The 16,864-nt window shown below is 69.4% G+C and carries 18 protein-coding genes; 5 read left to right on the top strand and 13 right to left on the bottom strand.

From position 1 onward, the window contains the following. Positions 1-188: 188 nt before the first annotated feature. The gene (locus V8201_RS02830) at positions 189-1,028 is read left to right on the top strand and encodes an outer membrane protein (protein ID WP_336544421.1); all 840 of its coding nucleotides are present in this window, start codon (positions 189-191) and stop codon (positions 1,026-1,028) included. Between the two features lie 68 nt (positions 1,029-1,096). On the opposite strand, the gene V8201_RS02825 is transcribed toward V8201_RS02830, so the two are convergent. Then, positions 1,097-1,822 carry a GcrA family cell cycle regulator gene (locus V8201_RS02825; protein ID WP_336544420.1) on the bottom strand — a complete coding sequence of 242 codons (726 nt, stop codon included), beginning with the start codon at positions 1,820-1,822 and terminating at the stop codon, positions 1,097-1,099. Positions 1,823-1,885: 63 nt separating this feature from the next. On the opposite strand from V8201_RS02825, the gene V8201_RS02820 reads away from it, so the two are divergent. Together V8201_RS02820 and V8201_RS02815 are read left to right on the top strand one after the other, a co-directional pair. Continuing rightward, positions 1,886-2,740: an ABC transporter permease gene (locus tag V8201_RS02820; protein WP_336544419.1), complete on the top strand. Its 855-nt coding sequence runs from the start codon at positions 1,886-1,888 to the stop codon at positions 2,738-2,740. After that, positions 2,698-4,026: a serine hydrolase gene (locus V8201_RS02815; RefSeq protein ID WP_336544418.1), complete on the top strand. Its 1,329-nt coding sequence runs from the start codon at positions 2,698-2,700 to the stop codon at positions 4,024-4,026. The genes V8201_RS02820 and V8201_RS02815 overlap by 43 nt, the downstream gene beginning before the upstream one ends. Here V8201_RS02815 and V8201_RS02810 read toward each other — a convergent pair. From V8201_RS02810 to V8201_RS02795, 4 genes are read right to left on the bottom strand one after another with little or no spacing between them, the layout of a single operon-like run. Continuing rightward, entirely contained in the window at positions 4,023-4,538 is a 516-nt protein-coding gene (locus V8201_RS02810) for a GNAT family N-acetyltransferase (protein WP_336544417.1), read from the bottom strand. The two genes, V8201_RS02815 and V8201_RS02810, sit on opposite strands and share 4 nt — an antisense overlap. Then, entirely contained in the window at positions 4,535-5,323 is a 789-nt protein-coding gene (locus tag V8201_RS02805) for a LysR family transcriptional regulator (RefSeq protein WP_336544416.1), read from the bottom strand. The genes V8201_RS02810 and V8201_RS02805 overlap by 4 nt, the downstream gene beginning before the upstream one ends. Further along, positions 5,320-5,718, bottom strand: coding sequence for a Co2+/Mg2+ efflux facilitator ApaG/CorD (gene apaG / locus V8201_RS02800; RefSeq protein ID WP_336544415.1), 399 nt, complete (start codon positions 5,716-5,718; stop codon positions 5,320-5,322). Before apaG ends, V8201_RS02805 begins: the two co-directional genes overlap by 4 nt. Next, positions 5,715-6,920, bottom strand: coding sequence for a trans-sulfuration enzyme family protein (locus V8201_RS02795; protein ID WP_336544414.1), 1,206 nt, complete (start codon positions 6,918-6,920; stop codon positions 5,715-5,717). Before V8201_RS02795 ends, apaG begins: the two co-directional genes overlap by 4 nt. Before the next feature lie 466 nt (positions 6,921-7,386). Between V8201_RS02795 and V8201_RS02790 the strand changes: the two genes are divergently transcribed. Continuing rightward, complete coding sequence (locus V8201_RS02790; RefSeq protein WP_336544413.1) at positions 7,387-8,619, top strand: phospholipid carrier-dependent glycosyltransferase; 1,233 nt, start codon at positions 7,387-7,389, stop codon at positions 8,617-8,619. A gap of 25 nt (positions 8,620-8,644) precedes the next feature. On the opposite strand, the gene V8201_RS02785 is transcribed toward V8201_RS02790, so the two are convergent. Genes V8201_RS02785 through recO form a run of 3 tightly spaced genes read right to left on the bottom strand, consistent with a single transcriptional unit; the run spans position 8,645 to position 11,555 of the window. After that, entirely contained in the window at positions 8,645-9,742 is a 1,098-nt protein-coding gene (locus V8201_RS02785; protein ID WP_037534276.1) for a glycosyltransferase family 2 protein, read from the bottom strand. Between the two features lie 10 nt (positions 9,743-9,752). Beyond that, positions 9,753-10,796 (bottom strand): 3-isopropylmalate dehydrogenase, encoded by a 1,044-nt coding sequence (gene leuB / locus V8201_RS02780; protein ID WP_037534228.1) that lies wholly within the window; start codon positions 10,794-10,796, stop codon positions 9,753-9,755. A gap of 27 nt (positions 10,797-10,823) precedes the next feature. Next, entirely contained in the window at positions 10,824-11,555 is a 732-nt protein-coding gene (gene recO, locus V8201_RS02775; RefSeq protein WP_336544412.1) for a DNA repair protein RecO, read from the bottom strand. Between the two features lie 157 nt (positions 11,556-11,712). On the opposite strand from recO, the gene V8201_RS02770 reads away from it, so the two are divergent. Further along, positions 11,713-11,880, top strand: a complete 168-nt coding sequence (locus tag V8201_RS02770; RefSeq protein WP_336544411.1) for a hypothetical protein — start codon at positions 11,713-11,715, stop codon at positions 11,878-11,880. A gap of 128 nt (positions 11,881-12,008) precedes the next feature. Here the strand turns inward: V8201_RS02770 and V8201_RS02765 are convergent, their stop codons facing one another. The 5 genes from V8201_RS02765 to V8201_RS02745 form a co-directional block, all read right to left on the bottom strand. Further along, on the bottom strand, positions 12,009-12,890 hold the full coding sequence (locus tag V8201_RS02765) for a GNAT family N-acetyltransferase (protein ID WP_336544410.1): 882 nt from the start codon (positions 12,888-12,890) through the stop codon (positions 12,009-12,011). Then, positions 12,887-13,837 (bottom strand): polysaccharide deacetylase family protein, encoded by a 951-nt coding sequence (locus tag V8201_RS02760; protein WP_037534230.1) that lies wholly within the window; start codon positions 13,835-13,837, stop codon positions 12,887-12,889. The genes V8201_RS02765 and V8201_RS02760 overlap by 4 nt, the downstream gene beginning before the upstream one ends. 40 nt (positions 13,838-13,877) lie before the next feature. Beyond that, entirely contained in the window at positions 13,878-15,800 is a 1,923-nt protein-coding gene (uvrC, locus tag V8201_RS02755) for an excinuclease ABC subunit UvrC (protein WP_037534279.1), read from the bottom strand. Between the two features lie 96 nt (positions 15,801-15,896). Continuing rightward, positions 15,897-16,349, bottom strand: a complete 453-nt coding sequence (locus V8201_RS02750) for a hypothetical protein (protein WP_271299328.1) — start codon at positions 16,347-16,349, stop codon at positions 15,897-15,899. Between the two features lie 73 nt (positions 16,350-16,422). Further along, positions 16,423-16,743 carry a DMT family transporter gene (locus V8201_RS02745; protein WP_037534234.1) on the bottom strand — a complete coding sequence of 107 codons (321 nt, stop codon included), beginning with the start codon at positions 16,741-16,743 and terminating at the stop codon, positions 16,423-16,425. Positions 16,744-16,864 lie beyond the last annotated feature (121 nt).

The raw sequence follows: 16,864 nt of genomic DNA, 5'->3' as shown, positions 1-16,864 counted from the left end.
ATACGGGAACAGAGCGCCCAACGCCAGCCGCCCGCCGACCTTCGTTCGGTTCCGCCGCCACACCCGCATGTTGCTCGATTATTGCTCATGTGGTGCATATTTGCAACGCTATAGGTGAATCCCTCTGACCATGCATATCCCGCCGCACTGACTCGTTCCTGCGACGCTGCAACACTCCGGGAGAGAATATGCGCAAGACCCTGTTACTCGGCGCAATCGTCGCCGCATCCTTTGCCACTGCCGCGCAGGCACAAGACGGCGGCGAGCCGCTGCCCTTCTCCGGCCTTTATATCGGCGGCGCCGGCGGCTATGACGTTCAGCCCAACGATGTCGGATCGTCGATCCTGTTCGATCGCGGATCGAACGGCAGCTTCGGCGATACGGTGACGACGGCGGCGGGCGCCAACGCCTTCTCGCCCGGCTTCTGTAACGGACGCGCGCGCGGCGCGACGCCGCAGGCGGGCGGCTGCGCCAACGATCGCGACGGCTGGTCCTATTACGGTCGCGTCGGCTTCGATTCGCAGATCGGCAACGTCGTCGTCGGCGCGCTCGGCGAATTCGGCAAGACCGAGATCACCGACAGCGTCAGCGGCTTCTCGACCACGCCCGCCAATTACGTGATGACGCGTGAGGTCAAGTGGGAGGCGAGCGTCCGCGGACGGATCGGCTATGCTCCCGGCACGACGCTGTTCTACGGCACCTTCGGTCCGGGCTATGCCAATATCGATCGCAGCTTCACCTCGACCAACACCGCCAATGCGTTCAGCCAGTTCGGCAAACGCAAGCAGTTCGGCATCGTCGGCGGGGGCGGCGTCGAGCAGAAGCTCGGCGAGCATTTCTCGATCGGGATGGAATATAGCTACCATCTATATCGCGACGACGACGCCCGCGTCCGCGTGACGCAAGGCAGCGCGCCCGCGACCAATCCGTTCATCATCGCCGCGGGTGGCAATTCCACCGACTTCCGCCGGTCGGACACGATGTTCCGCTGGCATTCGCTCCGCGCCACCGCCGCCTTCCGCTTCTGAACGAAGCGCTGAGGCACGAAAAACCCGCGCCGATCACTCGGCGCGGGTTGTTCGGATGCGACGCTGGCTCAGCGGACCCGCGGGCCGCCGAACGGCAGCGGCGGCGGCGGGCGGCGGTCGCGGCGGGGCAGCTGCGCCTGATAGGCGTGGCCGCAATGCGCGACGCAATAGGGAAAACCGGGGTTCACCTTGTCGCCGCAGAAGTGGAAGTCGGGCTCACCGGGATGGCCGAGCGGCCATTTGCAGATCCGGTCGTTGAGATCGAGCAAGGTCGTCTTGCCGGCGATCTCGGGCGAGGGCTTGGCCGGGACGAGCCGACGCGGCGGCGCCGGGGTGGAGGGCGGCTGCTGCTCGCCGGGCGACTGACGGACGAAGCCGCCCGGGCCGACCGAGCGCAGCACCGGCTGCTGCGGTTCGCGACGCACCGGCGCGGCGGCGACATCCTCGTCCTCATCCTCGTCCGCCTCATTTTCGACCGTATCGTCCTCTGCCGCCATGGCGGGCGCAGCGGTGACCGGTTCGGGTGCCGGCGCGGGTGCCGGCGCGGGTGCCGGGCTGGCCGGGGCGGCGACCGGCGCGGCGACGATCTCTGGCTCGGCCTCGGCCGGGATATCGAGCGGCGCGGCCTCGTTGGGCTTGACCGGCGACGGCCGCGATTGCAGCCCCAGCCGGTGCGCCTTGCCGATCACGGCGTTGCGGCTGACGCCGCCCAGCGCCTCGGCGATCTGGCTGGCGGTCTGCCCCGCCTCCCACATCGTCTTGAGCGCATCGATCCGCTCGTCGGTCCACGACATTCGTACTTCCTTATTCCTGCGCCGGGTTGCGGGCGGCTGCGGCTGCGGTTACCCGCTTGGCCCATGAGCAGCCAGCCCCCAATCGGCGAAATCCAATCGGCGATCCGGTCCGCCCCCGGTGTCCCGGTCATCCGGAACGTCAATTGGGGCGGTCTGAGAACCCTCTATGTGAAGGAGGTGCGCCGCTTCTTCAAGGTCCAGCTCCAGACCGTGTGGGCGCCGGCGATGACCACTTTGCTGTTTCTCATCGTCTTCACCATCGCGACCGGCGCCAAGCGGCCGGTGCTGGTCGGCGGCGTCACCGTGCCGTTCGCCGATTTCATCGCGCCCGGGCTGATCATCAGCCAGGGGATGATGGGGCCCGCCTTCGCCAACGCCAGCTTCTCGCTGCTCGTCGGCAAGATCCAGGGGACGATCGTCGATTACCTCCAGCCGCCGCTGTCGACCGCGGAGCTGCTCACCGCGCTGGTCGGCGGAGCGATGACGCGTGCGTTCATCGTCGGCTTCATCTGCTGGTGCGCGATGGCGCTCTACCCCGGCGTCCACGTCACCCCCGCGCATCCGCTCGCGATCCTGTGGTTCGGGCTGCTCGGCGCGGGATTCCTCGCCTTCCTCGGCGTGCTGACCTCGATCTGGGCGGAGAAGTTCGATCATGCCGCGGCGGTGACCAATTTCGTCATCGCGCCATTGTCGCTGCTCTCGGGCACCTTCTATTCGGTTGACCGGCTGGCACCCGCCTTCCGCGCGTTCAGCCACGCCAATCCCTTCTTCTACATCATTTCCGGCTTCCGCTACGGCTTCCTCGGTACTGCCGATTCCCCGGTGGCGATCGGCAGCATCGCGGTACTCGCGGTCGATATCGCTTTGGGGGTGACATGCTATCTCTTGCTCAAGCGCGGCTGGAAGCTCAAAAACTGATCCTGTTCGCGGCGGCAGCGGCGGTTTCGCCGATGCTGTCCGCAGCCGCAGCCGCAGCGGCGCAGGCACCGGCCGCGACCGCGACCGCCGATCCGGCGATGACGACGCAGGCGGCGGCGCTGCTACCGGTGCTCGCCGGCCAGCCCGGTTATGCGGCGCTGTTCACCGACTCGTTCCGGGCGGCGGTGCCGGAGCCGCAATGGACGGCGATCACCTCGCAGCTGCGCACGACGCTCGGTGCGCCGCAGCGGGTGGCGCGGATCGCGCCCGCCGGGCGCTGGGCGGCGACCTGGGTGATCGATTACGCCCGTGGCAGCGCGACGATGCTGGTCGCGCTCGACCCTGCCGTGCCCCATCGCATCGCCGGCTTGCGGATCACCGGCACGACGCTCACCGGCGACAGTCTCGCCAAGCTGCGCGCCGATCTCGCAGCGCTGCCCGCCGGCGTGTCGTTCGGCCTCTACCCGCTCGACGCGACCACCGCGCCGGCCATCGCGCGCGAGGACGACCGGCCGATGCCGCTCGGCTCGGCGTTCAAATTGTGGGTGCTGGCCGAGGCGGCGCGGCAGGTCGCGGCGGGGCGGCATCGCTGGGACGAGGTGGTGCCGGTCGGTCCGCCCTCGCTTCCCTCCGGCATGCTCCAAAGCTGGCCCGCGAAGACGCCGGTGACGCTGCAGACGCTGGCGACGCTGATGATCTCCATCAGCGATAACACCGCGACCGACACGCTGATGCGCGTGCTCGGCCACGACGGGATCGATGCGATCGCCGCCAGATTCGGTGGCGCGACTCCGGTGCCGACAACGCGCGAAGCCTTCGCGATCAAAGCCGACGCGGCCCTGACCAAGCGCTGGACCGCCAGCGACGCCGCCGGACGACGCGCGCTGCTCGATGCGGAGGCCTCCCGGATCGCGGCGGCGCGACTCGATCCGCTGATGTTCTCGTCCGGCGCGGTGGCGAGCGAGTCGGTCGAATGGTTCGCCGCGCCGCGCGACATGGCGCGGCTGCTCGCCTCGCTGCGGGACGCCGGGCCGGTGGTGCGCGCGATCCTCGCGGTCAATCCGGGGATCGACCCGGCGACCGCGGCGCGCTTCGCCTATGTCGGCTTCAAGGGCGGCGCCGAACCGGGAGTCGTCACGCTCAACCTGCTGCTGCATACGCGCGGCGACCGCTGGTATGCGCTCAGCGCCGGCTGGCACCACGCCGAAGGAATCGACGAACCACGCCTGCTCGCGCTGGTGACACGCGCCGCGGCGCTGGTGGCGGACGAGGGACCGAAAGACTAACCCCGCCACTCGCGGGCGAGCAAAGCGTAGAGCAACGTGTCGCGGATGCCGATATGCGTCTGCCACTCCTCGCGTAACCGGCCTTCGCAGACGAAGCCGAGCCGTTCGAGCAGCCGCGCCGACGCCTGCGCGTCGGGATCGACGTCGGCGAAGATCCGCCGCGTGCCGCTGGCGAACAGATGGGTTATCACCGCCGACACCGCTTCGCGCGCGACGCCGCGGCCCCAATGCGCCGGGCCGGTGAGATAGCCGATCTCGCTCACCCCCGGCCGGCGTTCCGCCGCGAAGACGAAGCCGATCACGCCAGGTGTATCCATCACCGCCCAATACCGGGTTCCGGCGGCACGATCGGCGAAATAGCGGCGCAGCTCGGCCTCGTCGACGAACGGCCCGCGCGACCACCAGCGCATCACCGCCGGATCGGCCATCGCCGGGAACAGCGCCGCGGCATCATCCGGCGCGAGGCACCGCAGCGTCAGCCGTGGCGTCGCCAGCGTCGGCGTATCGCTCACCCGGTCAGCGCGTCGACCAGCGCCCGCACCTTCGCCTGCCGCCATTGCGGCAGCGGCGCGACCAGCCAATAGCCGAAGCGCGACGGCTGCGGATCACCGATCACCGACACCTGACCGCCAGCGATCGCCCGCGCGGCGAGCAGTTCGGAGACGGTGGCGCGACCGAGCCCGGCCACCGCCGCGTCGATCGCCAGACCGGCATCGGCGACCCGGACCAGCGCATGACCCTCGCCATTGGGCGCGCCGGGCCAGCCGATCACCGCGTCGCTCGCACCGGGCGCGGCGATCGTCACCATCCCCTCCGATTCGAGCGCCTCGCCCTCATGCTCGCCCGGCCCTTCGCCCCAGCGGATCGCGAGATCGAGATTCGCCTCGGTGAAATCGACCGCATCGTCGGCGGCGATCAGCACGAAGCGCAGCTCGCCGTCCGCCTGCGCGACCTCGGCGAGGCGCGGCATCAGCCATTTTTCGGTCAGGTCGCGCGGCGCGGCGATGGTCAGCGACTTGGACGACTGGCCCGCCTGCATCGCCCGCACCGCTTCCTCGAACTGGAGGAAGCCGCCCCGCAGCGCGCCGAGCCCCGCCTCCGCCTCCGACGTCAGCTCCAGTCCTCGCGTCGTGCGGCGGAACAGCACGACGCCGAGCGTATCTTCGAGCGCGCGGATCTGCTGGCCGACCGCGGCGGGCGTCACCGCCAGTTCGTCGGCGGCGCGGGTGAAGCTGAGGTGGCGCGCCGCGGCATCGAGCACGCGCAGCCCGTTGAGCGGCAGGTGCGTCCGCTTCACGATTCGACCGCCGAGGCGAAGAGCGCGAATTTCGGGATGGTCGCGTCGAAGAAGGCGCCGTCCTCGTCGATCATGCGATAGCTGCCCTGCATCGCGCCGCTCGGCGTCTGCAAGGGGCAGCCCGAGACATAGTCGAAGCTCGCGCCCGGTGCGATCAGCGGCTGTTCACCGACGACGCCTTCGCCCTCCACCGAATGGCGCGCGCCGCGTCCGTCGATGATCACCCAATGGCGGGTGAGCAGCTGCACGGCGCGCGCCGTGTCGTTCTCGATGCGGATATGATAGGCCCAGAACCAGCGGCTCCGCCGCGGCTCGGATTGTTCGGGCAGATAGCTCACCGCGACGCGCACGGTCACCCCATCGGTGGTCGCGGCATGCGGGAAGAATTGCTTCACAGTCCGACCTGGCGGAGCGCCTGGTCGAGATCGTCGATCAGGTCCTGCGGATCCTCGAGCCCGACGTTGAGCCGCAACATGCCCTCGCCGATCCCCATCTCGATCCGCTTGTCCTCGGCGACGCCCGAATGGGTGGTCGAGGCGGGATGCGTCATCAGCGAACGCGAATCGCCGATGTTGTTCGAGATGTCGATCAGCGCGAGCGCGTCGAGCAGGCCATGCGCCTGCGCGCGATCGGCGACCTCGAAGGCGAAGATCGGGCCGGCCGCGCTCATCTGGCGCATCGCGAGATCGTGCTGCGGATGGCTGGCGAGCCCCGGATGCAGGATGCGCGGCACGCGGGCTTCGAGGAAGCGGCCGACGGCGACCGCGCTCTCCGACTGACGGCGGATCCGCAGGTCGAGCGTCTCAAGCCCCTTGAGCACCACCCAGGCGTTGAACGGCGACAGCGTCGGGCCGGTGTTGCGGGTGAAGGGCAGCAGCGTGTTGTCGATGAAGTCCTGGCTGCCGCACACCGCGCCGGCGAGCACGCGGCCCTGCCCGTCCATCATCTTGGTCGCCGAATAGGCGGTGACGTCGGCGCCGAACTCCATCGGCCGCTGCAACGCCGGGGTGGCGAAGGCATTGTCGACGACGGTGGTGATGCCGCGCTCGCGCGCGATGCCGCAGACCGCGCGCAGATCGACGACGTCCATCGTCGGATTGGCGGGCGTCTCGAAGAAGAAGACCTTGGTCTCCGGCCGCACCGCGTCGAGGAACGCCTGCGGATCGCGCGCATCGACGACGGTGGTGGCGATGCCGAACTTGGGCAGCAGCGTATCGGTGAGCCAGCGGCACGAGCCAAAGGCGGCGCGGCCGCCGACGAGATGGTCGCCCGCCTGCAACTGGCAGAGCAGCGCCGCGGTCATCGCCGCCATGCCGGTCGCCATCGTCCGGCACGCCTCGGCCCCTTCGAGCAGCGCGATCCGCTGTTCGAGCATCTCGACCGTCGGGTTTTGCAGCCGGGAATAGGTCATCCCCTCCTGCTCGCCGGCGAAGCGCGCCGCGGCATCGGCGGCCTTGTCGTAGGTATAGCCCGAGGTCAGGAACAGCGCCTCGCTGGTCTCGCCATATTCGCTGCGCGCGGTACCGCCACGCACGGCGAGCGTCGCCGGACGCCAGTTGGCGGTGATCGAACGGTCCTGTCCTGCCTTGCGCTTCATGCGACGCGCTTAGCCGCTGCGGCGCGGACGGTGCAAGGGTCCGCACGTTCCGGCAGGAAGCGCGGGCGCTGGCGCGATGCCCGATCCGCCGCGTCTCGGTCTCGTGCCGACCGGGTCTCTCCCGGCTCTTACCGATCCGCGGGAGGGAAATCCTTGGTGTCGGGCGGCGAGGCATTTGCCCCCCCCTGCGCCTCCCTCCCCAGCGACCGTTCGCAATTCGTGCCGTCCCGCTATGTCCTCCGCGCCTCCGCAAACCCGCTTCTCCGCGACTTCGCCCGACCCATCCTCGTTCAACCGTACATTCGCCCGGCGAGGATACACGCGGAGGCGCGGAGATTGCGTCGGGAACCGTGACTCGCTGCCGATTAGGAGAAGGAATGCGATCCGGCGGCGCGATGGCGCCAGCGATGCCCCAGCGCCGTTTGCCCCCTCTTGCCAATCGTGCGGGCGGCGGAGACAAGGTCGCGTGCGTCTACTGTCCCGCCCCCTCCCCGCCGCGCTGACGATCGGGCTCGTCGCCGAACTGCTGTTCTGCTGGCGGCTGACGACGCCGCATATGCTGGTGTTCGACGAGGTGCATTACGTGCCGGCGGCGCGGATGCTGCGCGATCTCGCCGGTCCGGTGAACATCGAACATCCCTTGCTGGGAAAGACGCTGATCGCGCTCGGCATGCTGATCTTCGGCGACGGGCCGCTCGGCTGGCGGGCGCTGTCGACGGTGGCGGCGACCGGGGTGGTGGTCGGCGTGCATGCGATGCTGTGGCAGATCTTCCGACGGGTGCGCACCGCCAATATCGGCGCGGTGCTGGCGCTGCTCAACTTCACCGTCTTCATTCAGGCGCGGATCGCGATGCTCGACGGCTTCATGGCGGCCTTCGTCGTCGGCGGGCTGGCGATGCTGCTGTGGGCGATGCGGAGCGAGGGCGGCGCGGTCTGGCGGCGGTGGCTGGGCGGCGCGGTGCTGCTCGGCCTAGCGATCGGCACCAAATGGACGGCGCTGCCCTATCTCGGCATGGCGGGCGCCGCCTTCCTGCTCGTCCGCCGCCGTCATCCGGATCTGTGGCCGGGGCTGCCGGCGCTCGCCGGGCTGGCGCTGCTCGGCGGCGCCGCGGCGGCGACCTATTTCGCGACCTTCTGGCCCGCCTTCCTCTACGCCGACCAGCCGCTGACGCTGGCGCGGCTGCTGCCCTTCCAGATCGACATGTACCATCAGCAGACGCAGGTGCTGCCGCCGCATACCTATCAGTCGAACTGGTGGACCTGGCCGTTCGACTGGCGCCCGGTCTGGTATCTCTACGAGCCCGCCGACGGCGCGCAGCGCGGCATCCTGATGCTCGGCAATCCGGTGGTGATGTGGGGCGGGCTGGTCGCGGTGATCGCCTGCCTGATCGCCTGGGCACGCGGCCGCGACGCGCGCGCCGGCGGCATCGCCTTGCTGTGGATCGCCAGCGTCGCGATGTGGGCGCTGATCCCCAAATCGCTCGGCTTCTACTATTATTACTATCTGTCGAGCATCTGGCTGGCGCTGGTGATCGCCGCCGCCTTCGATCACTGGCGCGACCGGCTGCGCTATTGGGACGAGGCGTTCCTGGCGGCGAGCGCGGTGCTGTTCATCCACTTCTATCCCATCCTCTCCGCCGCGGCGCTGCGCGGGCCGCAGTCGTTCCACGGCTGGATGTGGCTCAAGAGCTGGATCTGACCCGGTTCGCGCACCAGCGCGGATCCTAATACCGCCCCCAGACGAACTTCGACGACAAAGCGTAATTCCACACCGCGCCGACGAGGATGCCGAGCAGCGCGGAGGCCGCCGCGCCCTCGTTGTGCACGTCGTGGACGAAGGCGGCGACGCCGACATTGGCGACGACGCCGACCGAGCAGACGACGCAGAAGGACACCCAGCCGTCGACCAGCGCCCTCGCGCCGCGCAGCCGCCGGTCGCGATAGGTGAGCGCGTTGTTGAGGAAGAAGTTGAACGTCATCGCCGCCAGCGCGCCGAGGATCTGCGCGAACAGGAAATGCGCGCCGGCGAGCATCGCCGCGGCGAGCACGCTCATATGCACGCCGACGCCGAGCACGCCGATGCCGGAGAACATCGCGAACCGCACCGGCACGAAGCGGCCGAACATCCGGTCGTAGAGCGCGATCAGATATTCCATCGCGACGACGTGATCGAGCTTCGACTCGCCCTCGCTGCGGCAGCGGAAGGTATAGGGCAGTTCGGCGAAGCGCAGCGGCTCGGGCGCCGCGGTCATCAGGTCGAGCAGGATCTTGAAGCCGATCGCCGACAATTCGGGGGCGAGCCGCCGCGCCTGCTGGGTGCGGATCGCGAAGAAGCCGCTCATCGGATCGCTGAGGTCGCCCTTGAGCACGCGCCGCGACAGGCGAGTGGCGAGGGCCGATTTGGCGACGCGGTCGCGATCCCAGTCGCCGGTGCCGCCACCGTCGACGAAGCGCGAGCCGACGACGAGGTCGAGCTCGGCATCCTGCTGGAGCCGGTCGAGCATGCGCGGCAGCAGCCTCTCGTCATGCTGAAGGTCACCGTCGATCACCGCGACGACGGGCGCGGCGGTGGCGCACATCCCCTCGATACACGCCGAGGACAGGCCACGCCGGCCGATGCGGTGGATCACCCGCACGCGGGGATCGACGCGGCCGATCTCGCGGGCCGCCTCGGCGGTGCCGTCCGGGCTGTCGTCGTCGACGAAGATCGCCTCCCAGCCGCGGCCGGCGAGCGCCTGGTCAAGCCGCGCGACCAGCAGCGGCACGTTGGCGCGCTCGTTGAACGTCGGGATGACGACGGCGATCTCGAGCGGAGCGCTCACGCGGGCGCGATCACAGACCGGCGAGCACCGCATCCCCCATCGCGGAGGTCGACATCGTCCCGCCGAGATCGGCGGTGCGCGCGCCGCCGCGGATCGCCTGCGCCACCGCCGCCTCGATCCGGTCGGCCGGCGCGGCCTGCCCCAGCGAATGGCGCAGCATCATCGCAGCAGAGAGGATCGCCGCGCACGGATTGGCCTTGCCCTGGCCGGCGATGTCCGGGGCGGAGCCGTGGATCGGCTCGTACAGCCCCTTGCCCGCGTCATCGAGGCTCGCCGACGGCAGCATGCCGATCGACCCGACGCACATCGACGCCTGATCCGACAGGATGTCGCCGAACAGATTGCCGGTGACGATGACGTCGAACTGACCCGGATCGCGCACCAGTTGCATCGCCGCATTGTCGACGTACATATGGGTGAGCGTGACGTCGGAATAATCGGCCGCGACCTCGACCACCACGTCGCGCCACAATTGCGAGGTTTCGAGCACGTTCGCCTTGTCGACCGAGCAGAGCCGGCCGCGCCGCTTGCGCGCCGTCGCGAAGCCGACGCGGGCGATGCGGCGCACCTCCGCCTCGCTGTAGCTCATGATATCATAGCCTTCGCGCTGGCCGTCGGCGGTGGTGCGGCGGCCCTTGTCGCCGAAATAGACGTCGCCGTTGAGCTCACGGACGATGACGAGATCGATCGCCCGCGCCACCTCGGGCTTGAGCGCCGAGGCGTCCTCCAGCCCGGCGAACAGCGTCGCCGGGCGCAGGTTGGAGAACAGGCCGAGATGCTTGCGCAGGCCGAGGATCGCCTGTTCGGGGCGCAACGCGCGTTCGAGCGAGTCGCAGCGCGGATCGCCGACCGCGCCGAACAGCAAGGCGTCGGCGCGGCGTGCGAGATCGAGCGTCGCCTCGGGCAGCGGGTGGCCGGCCTGATGATAGGCGACGCCGCCGACCGGCGCCTCCTCGTAGCGGAGGTCGAGGTCGAGCGCGTCGAGCACGCGGCGCGCCTCTGTGATGACTTCGGGGCCGATGCCGTCGCCGGGCAGGAGTGCGATCAATGCCATGGCGCTGCCTAGCCGTGCCGCCGCTACTTACGCAACGGCCCTTTTGAGCATCGCGACCAGCCGTTCGCGCGCGACGAGCGGATCGGCCCGCCGCTCGACCAGCAGGTCGCGGGCGAGGAAATGGCCGGTGATCGCAAGTCCGGCGAGGATATCCGGCCAGTCGGCCGCACCGCCCTCGGTCAGAAAAGCGGGCAGCGCGAACAGCCGCTCCTCATAGCCGAACGCCGCGCCGCGGCTGACCGCCCCCCCGCTGCGCGGGCTGACGAAGGCGAGATCGTCGCCGCCGCCGGTGACGACGCAGGCGCTGAGATCGAGGCCGAAGCCGAGCTCGGCGAGCAGCAGCAGCTCGTAGCGTGCCAGCGCGCTCGCCCAGCCGCGCGCCGCCGGCGCCGCCTCCACCGCATCGAGCACCGCGCCCAAGGCGTCGTAGAGCCGCGGATAGGGCTGCGCCTCGGGCAAGGCGGCAGCGGTCAGCGCGGTCAGCCAGGCGAGCGCCGCGGCGGGGAGCGGCTCGCCGTGCAGCGCGGCGCGACTGTGCAGCGGCTCGACGGTGAGCGCGGCGAGCTGTTCGCCGGTGCGGGCGCGCCATTCGCCGACGATGGCGTTGGCGGGCTGGAGCACCGGCCGCAGCTGCCGCGACCGGCCGCCGCGGACATAGCCCGGCTGCACGCCATCACCGCGGGTCAGCGCCCGCACCACCGCGCCATGCTCGCCATGCGCACGGGTCGCGAGGACGATGGCTTCGGCGCGCAGGTGCATTTGGAGGATATAGGCTGCGGAGGGCCAAGAGTCAGGGCGTGTTCCTTCGCCTGCGGTGCCGGCCTGAGAATGCCAGGGCACCGCCCCTGCGGTCCGTCGAATATGGACGGCCTCCGCGTCCCGGCCTATTGTTACCCAGCGGATCAGGAGCCGGATGATGATGCCAATATGGTTCTATGTCGTCGTCGCGTTCGTCATCGCCGGAGCGTCGTTCGTCGTCGCGCAAATCATCCCCGGCGCCGGCATGACCTTCGTCACCGCTGCATCCACCATATGGGTCAGCTACGCCATCTGGCGCGGACGCCGTCGGACCAGACTCGGCTAGCCTGGGGTGTAACCCGGACGAGACCTTGCCGGGCGGAAAGCGATTCGACCCTCGGAACGCCGTTTCTATCGGTTCAGCGATATCGGATATCCGTCATGATGGTCAGGAAACCCGCGGTCGCTCGGCGTCTACCGTCGCACTTTTCTGGCCAGAGCGGCGATGCGCGGATCAACGGCGGCGCGCTTCGCCCGCGCGATCATCCCGTCGAACGTCGCCAGCGCCAGCGCCAGCGCGCGATTCGACAGGGTCGGGCGCAGCAGCAGCAGGTCGACGCAGGCGATGCCGCCGGTGGCGAACTGGCGTTTGTGCTGGCCCTCGCCCTCGGTGAAGTCGAAGCGGGCGAAGCGGTCGCCGAACAGGTCGCGCAACGCCGCGGCGTGCAGCACAGTGCCGGGCGACAGATCGCCATAGGCCGGATCGTGGCCGACATGATCGTAGCGCAGCGCGCTGCCCTGGGCGGTACAGCAGAGATAGGCGACCGGTGCGTCGTCGATCCGCATCAGCCATGCGCGCAGCCCGTCCGCCGCGGCACAGGCGGCAAGGTGCGCGACCGCTGCCGGATCGTCGGGCAGGCCGGCGTCGAGCAGCCGCTCCTGATAGGTGGTCGCCGAGACGGCGCGGGCAAGCGGATGGAATGCGGCGAAGTCCGCGGCAGTCCGGTAGGCGCGGATCGTCATCCCCGCCGCCTCGGCCTTGCGCATCTTGCGGCGGAGCGTCGCGCGCGCCGATCCCGACAAGGAAGCGAGCCAGGCGTCATGGCCGATGGTGAGATCGGTGTAGAAGCGCGTGTAGCGCTGCCGCACCAGCGCCACCCGGCCGCTGCGATCGATCCGGTCGATCAGCGCGGCGGGAAGCGAGGTGATGAGGTAACCCTCGCCTTCCTGCGGCGGAAGCGACGGCACCGCGCCCGCGAGCGCCGCGTCGAGCGACAGCGCGAGGCGGGTCAGGGTGCGGTGGACGGTGAGGATCGTGCGCGCGCCGATCTGGAACCTCAGCGCGATCCGGCTCATCCGGCGCGTTCCCCCACCCAGTTCGACCAGAGCTGCTCCGCCTGCCGCAGTCGCCGGCGCAGCGCATTGGCGCCGAGCGGGCGGTCGTCGCGATCGAGCGCGAGCGTCGGACGGTCGGCGAAATGCGTCGTCGGCAGCGCCTCGGTGCGCAACGCAAGCAGCCGGCACAGCGTATCGAACCGACGGACATGAACGCCGTTGGCGCGCGTGCCCAGCCGGTTGGCGAGCTCGAAGCCGTGGCTGACGATCGTCACCGCGGCATGATCCTCCGCCACGGCATGATCGAGCGCGGCGGCGGTCTCCGCCCCGGACAGGGCGCACAACTGAAAGGTCCGCCACAGCCCCGGCGCATCCTCGATCACCGTCACCGGCACCTCGACCAGATGATGCGCGACCGGCGCGATCTGCGCCGGCGGCAGCGCGATACGGCTCTCCTCGGGTTCGCCGCCGTTATGGCTGCTGTCATAGACGAAGCCCAGATCGGCGAGTGCGCGCAGTGTATCCTCATTCGCCGCGTAGCCGCCCGCGCGGAAGGCGATCGGCAGCGGCGCCCCCGCCGCGACGAGCAGTTCCACCGCGCCGCGGAGCAGGTCGCGCTGCGCGTCTCGGCCATATTCGTACAATTGGAAGCGGCCGTGATGCGCGCCGCGATCGCCGACCCGCGCCGCGGTCCAGTTCGGATGGAGGTGAAGCTGCACCTCCTGCCCGGCGGCGAGGATCGTCTCGACCATCCGTTTGACCGGAGCGAGGCCGAAGACCAGCGCCGGCATCGGATCGACGAAGAAACACGCCTTCAACCCGTGCGCGGCGAGCCGTTCGAGCTGATAGCCGAGGCCGACGCCGGCCGGCTCGATCGAGCGCGCATAGATCGTCTCGACATCCAGCCCGGCGGCATGGTGCCGCCAGGCGAATTCGGTGTCGATGGTCAGGAAGACGCGCGTCGTCATACCCCGCCTTACGGCAGGAAGATGAACTATTGGTAGGCTTTCACCGCGCGTGGTAGAAGTCGTACACCTGCTGCGCGACACCCGCCGACACGCCCGGTGCCTTCTTGAGATCCTCCAGACTGGCGTTGCGCACGGCGCGGCCGGTGCCGAAATGCATCAGCAGCGCCTTCTTGCGCGCCGGGCCGATACCGGGGACTTCGTCGAGCGGACTCGCGCCGATCGCCTTTGAGCGTTTGTCGCGATGCGCGCCGATCGCGAACCGGTGCACCTCGTCGCGCAGCCGCTGGAGGTAGAAGAGCACCGGCGCATTGACCGGCAGCTGGAACTCGCGCCCGTCGAGCATATGGAACACCTCGCGCCCGTCGCGACCGTGATGCGGCCCCTTGGCGACGCCGACCATGCATACGTCCTCGATACCGAGATCCTCGAGAACCGCCTTGGCCGCGTTGAGCTGCGGCTTGCCGCCGTCGATCAGCACGAGGTCGGGCCAGGTGCCGTCGTCGCGATCCGGCGCCTCGTCGAGCTGGCGGGCGAAGCGGCGGCGGAACACCTCGCGCATCATGCCGACGTCGCTGTCGGTCGCGGCCTCGTTGCCCTTGATGTTGAACTTGCGATACTGGCCCTTGCGGAAGCCCTCCGGCCCGGCGACGACCATCGCGCCGAGCGCGTTCGTCCCCTGGATATGGCTGTTGTCGTACACCTCGATCCGGTCGGGCGGTTCGGGCAGATCGAACAGCTCCGCGACCTCGCGCAGCAGCCGCGCCTGCGTCGTGCTCTCCGCCAGCCGCCGTTCGAGCGCCTCGATCGCGTTGCGCTTGGCCTGGTCCATCAGCCGACGCCGGTCGCCCCGCTGCGGCACCGACAGCGCCACCTTATAGCCGGCCCGTTCGCCGAGCGCCTCGCCGAGCAGCATGCCCTCGCCCAGCTCGCGATCGAGCAGGATCGTCTTGGGCGGCGGCACCTCCTCGTAGAATTGGGTGAGGAAGCTGACCAGCACCTCGTCTTCCGGCACGTCGTTGGTATGCTGCGGGAAGAAGCTGCGATGCCCCCAATTCTGGCCGCCGCGGATGAAGAAGGCCTGGATGCCGATCGTCCCGTCCTTGCAGGCGAGCGCGAAGACATCAGCATCGCCGACCCCTTCCGCGTTGATCGCCTGCGATCCCTGGACGAAGGTGAGCGCCTTCAGCCGGTCCCGCAGCAGCGCGGCCAGCTCGAAGTCCATGTTCTCCGCCGCCGCCTGCATCTGCACGCCGAGCTTGGCCTGTACCTTGGTCGATTTACCGGCGAGGAAGTCGCGGCAGTCGGCGACCAGTTCCTGATATTCCTCCTTGCCGACCCGCCCGACGCACGGCGCTGAGCAGCGCTTGATCTGATAGAGCAGGCACGGCCGGTCGCGCGTCTTGAAGAAACCGTCGGTGCACGAGCGCAGCAGGAACAGCTTCTGCAGCGCGTTGAGCGTGTTGTTGACGCTGCCCGCGCTGGCGAAGGGGCCGTAGTAATTGCCGGGCGCGCGGCGGGCGCCGCGATGCTTCTGCACGCGCGGGAAGTCATGATCGCCGCGCAGCAGGATGAAGGGGAAGCTTTTGTCGTCGCGCAGCAGCACGTTATACGCCGGGCGGTAGCGTTTGATCAGCTGCGCCTCGAGCAGCAGCGCCTCCGCCTCGTTGTTGGTGGTGACGATCGTCATCGAGCGGGTCTGCGCGATCATCCGCTGCAGCCGCTTGGTCAGCCCCTTGACCTGCGTATAATTGGCGACGCGCTGCTTCAGCGAGCGCGCCTTGCCGACGTAGAGCACGTCGCCCTTGGCATCGTGCATGCGATACACGCCGGAGCGGCTGGGCAAGGTCGACAGCACGTTGCGGATCGCCGCGACGCCCGCATCAAGATCCGGCGTATCGGACCCGCGGACGGTGAAAGTGGCGCGTTCTTCGTTGAATCGATCGGGGGGACCGTAACCGGACATCTGCGCCATGTAGGAGTCGACGGCGGGGAGGACCAGAGGCTTGGGGGCGGAAGCGTCGCTGCGCGTTCGCCCGATGCCCTCGGGCGATCGGGTCGCCTACCGGCCGCTCGGCAGCGCGCGGCGCGTCTGGACCTTCGGCAGCGCCGGCTCGGGCGGCGCGCCCTCGATCGCGGCGAGGTCGGTGCCCAGCTTCTTGAGCAGCGCCGGCGTCATCTGCCCGCCGCTCAGCGGGGCGAGCTTGCGCAGCGACAGCGTCTGGAATTTGGGCAGATTGGGATCGTCGCTCATCCCCGGCACGTCGCGATCGAGAATCGCCTTGGTGCGCGAATCGGCGATCAGCTGCGCGATCGGCGTGTCGAGCGAATAGCCGCCGACCGGCGCCGGTGCCGGCGTCGTCACCGGCTGGGGCTCCTGCGCCGTGTTCGGTGACGGCCCGGGCGCCGCGGCGTCGCCCGCTGGCAGATCGAGCGCAAATTTGTCCGCCGCCTGCGCGGCCTGCGACGATTGTGCCTGACCCAGCGTCAGCGCGGCGAGCAGAAGGATCGACATCGGGCCACCTCGACAGCGGCGCATCGAGCCGCGCCGCACCGCCTTGTAGCAGCCCGGCGCGCGCGCGAAAGGGTCAGGCTTGCGCGAACAGCTTGGTGCCGACGATGCCGATCACGGTGAGCGCCATGAACGCCGCCTGCATCCCGCTGACCTTGTCGCCAAACAGCAGCACGCCGCCGATGATGACGCCGACCGCGCCGCAGCCGGTCCACACCGCATAAGCGGTGCCGGCGGGCAGCCCGCGCATCGCCAGCGCGAGCAGCCCCATGTTGACGAACGACAGTATGATCGGAACGCTCGACGCCTGCCACGACGCGACCGTCGCCGCCCATTTCAGGCTGAGCGCCCAGCAGATCTCGGTGAATACGGCAACGGCGAGGATGAGCCACGACATAGGATATCTCCTGTACGGGCTCATTCGGTCGGGACGGCGCCGGAAACCCGGGAAGAGACGCGCGTCGTGATCCTGCCCGGCACGGACCACCGTGCGGCAGGTGGCGGAGGGGCTTCCACAC

The organism is Sphingomonas kyungheensis, assembly GCF_037120395.1.
Lineage (GTDB): Bacteria > Pseudomonadota > Alphaproteobacteria > Sphingomonadales > Sphingomonadaceae > Sphingomonas > Sphingomonas kyungheensis.
The sequence above is the reverse complement of the archived record's forward strand: the minus strand, read 5'-3'. Positions and strand labels throughout refer to the sequence as shown.

Bases quoted from the DNA above. Each gene is read 5' to 3' on its own strand.
- V8201_RS02765 (WP_336544410.1), bottom strand. From the start codon at position 12,890: ATGAGCCGGATCGCGCTGAGGTTCCAGATCGGCGCGCGCACGATCCTC.
- V8201_RS02830 (WP_336544421.1), top strand. From the start codon at position 189: ATGCGCAAGACCCTGTTACTCGGCGCAATCGTCGCCGCATCCTTTGCC.
- V8201_RS02760 (WP_037534230.1), bottom strand. From the start codon at position 13,837: ATGACGACGCGCGTCTTCCTGACCATCGACACCGAATTCGCCTGGCGG.
- leuB (WP_037534228.1), bottom strand. From the start codon at position 10,796: ATGGCATTGATCGCACTCCTGCCCGGCGACGGCATCGGCCCCGAAGTC.
- recO (WP_336544412.1), bottom strand. From the start codon at position 11,555: ATGCACCTGCGCGCCGAAGCCATCGTCCTCGCGACCCGTGCGCATGGC.
- V8201_RS02825 (WP_336544420.1), bottom strand. From the start codon at position 1,822: ATGTCGTGGACCGACGAGCGGATCGATGCGCTCAAGACGATGTGGGAG.
- uvrC (WP_037534279.1), bottom strand. From the start codon at position 15,800: ATGTCCGGTTACGGTCCCCCCGATCGATTCAACGAAGAACGCGCCACT.
- V8201_RS02750 (WP_271299328.1), bottom strand. From the start codon at position 16,349: ATGTCGATCCTTCTGCTCGCCGCGCTGACGCTGGGTCAGGCACAATCG.
- V8201_RS02745 (WP_037534234.1), bottom strand. From the start codon at position 16,743: ATGTCGTGGCTCATCCTCGCCGTTGCCGTATTCACCGAGATCTGCTGG.
- V8201_RS02770 (WP_336544411.1), top strand. From the start codon at position 11,713: ATGATGCCAATATGGTTCTATGTCGTCGTCGCGTTCGTCATCGCCGGA.
- V8201_RS02795 (WP_336544414.1), bottom strand. From the start codon at position 6,920: ATGAAGCGCAAGGCAGGACAGGACCGTTCGATCACCGCCAACTGGCGT.
- V8201_RS02820 (WP_336544419.1), top strand. From the start codon at position 1,886: ATGAGCAGCCAGCCCCCAATCGGCGAAATCCAATCGGCGATCCGGTCC.
- V8201_RS02815 (WP_336544418.1), top strand. From the start codon at position 2,698: ATGCTATCTCTTGCTCAAGCGCGGCTGGAAGCTCAAAAACTGATCCTG.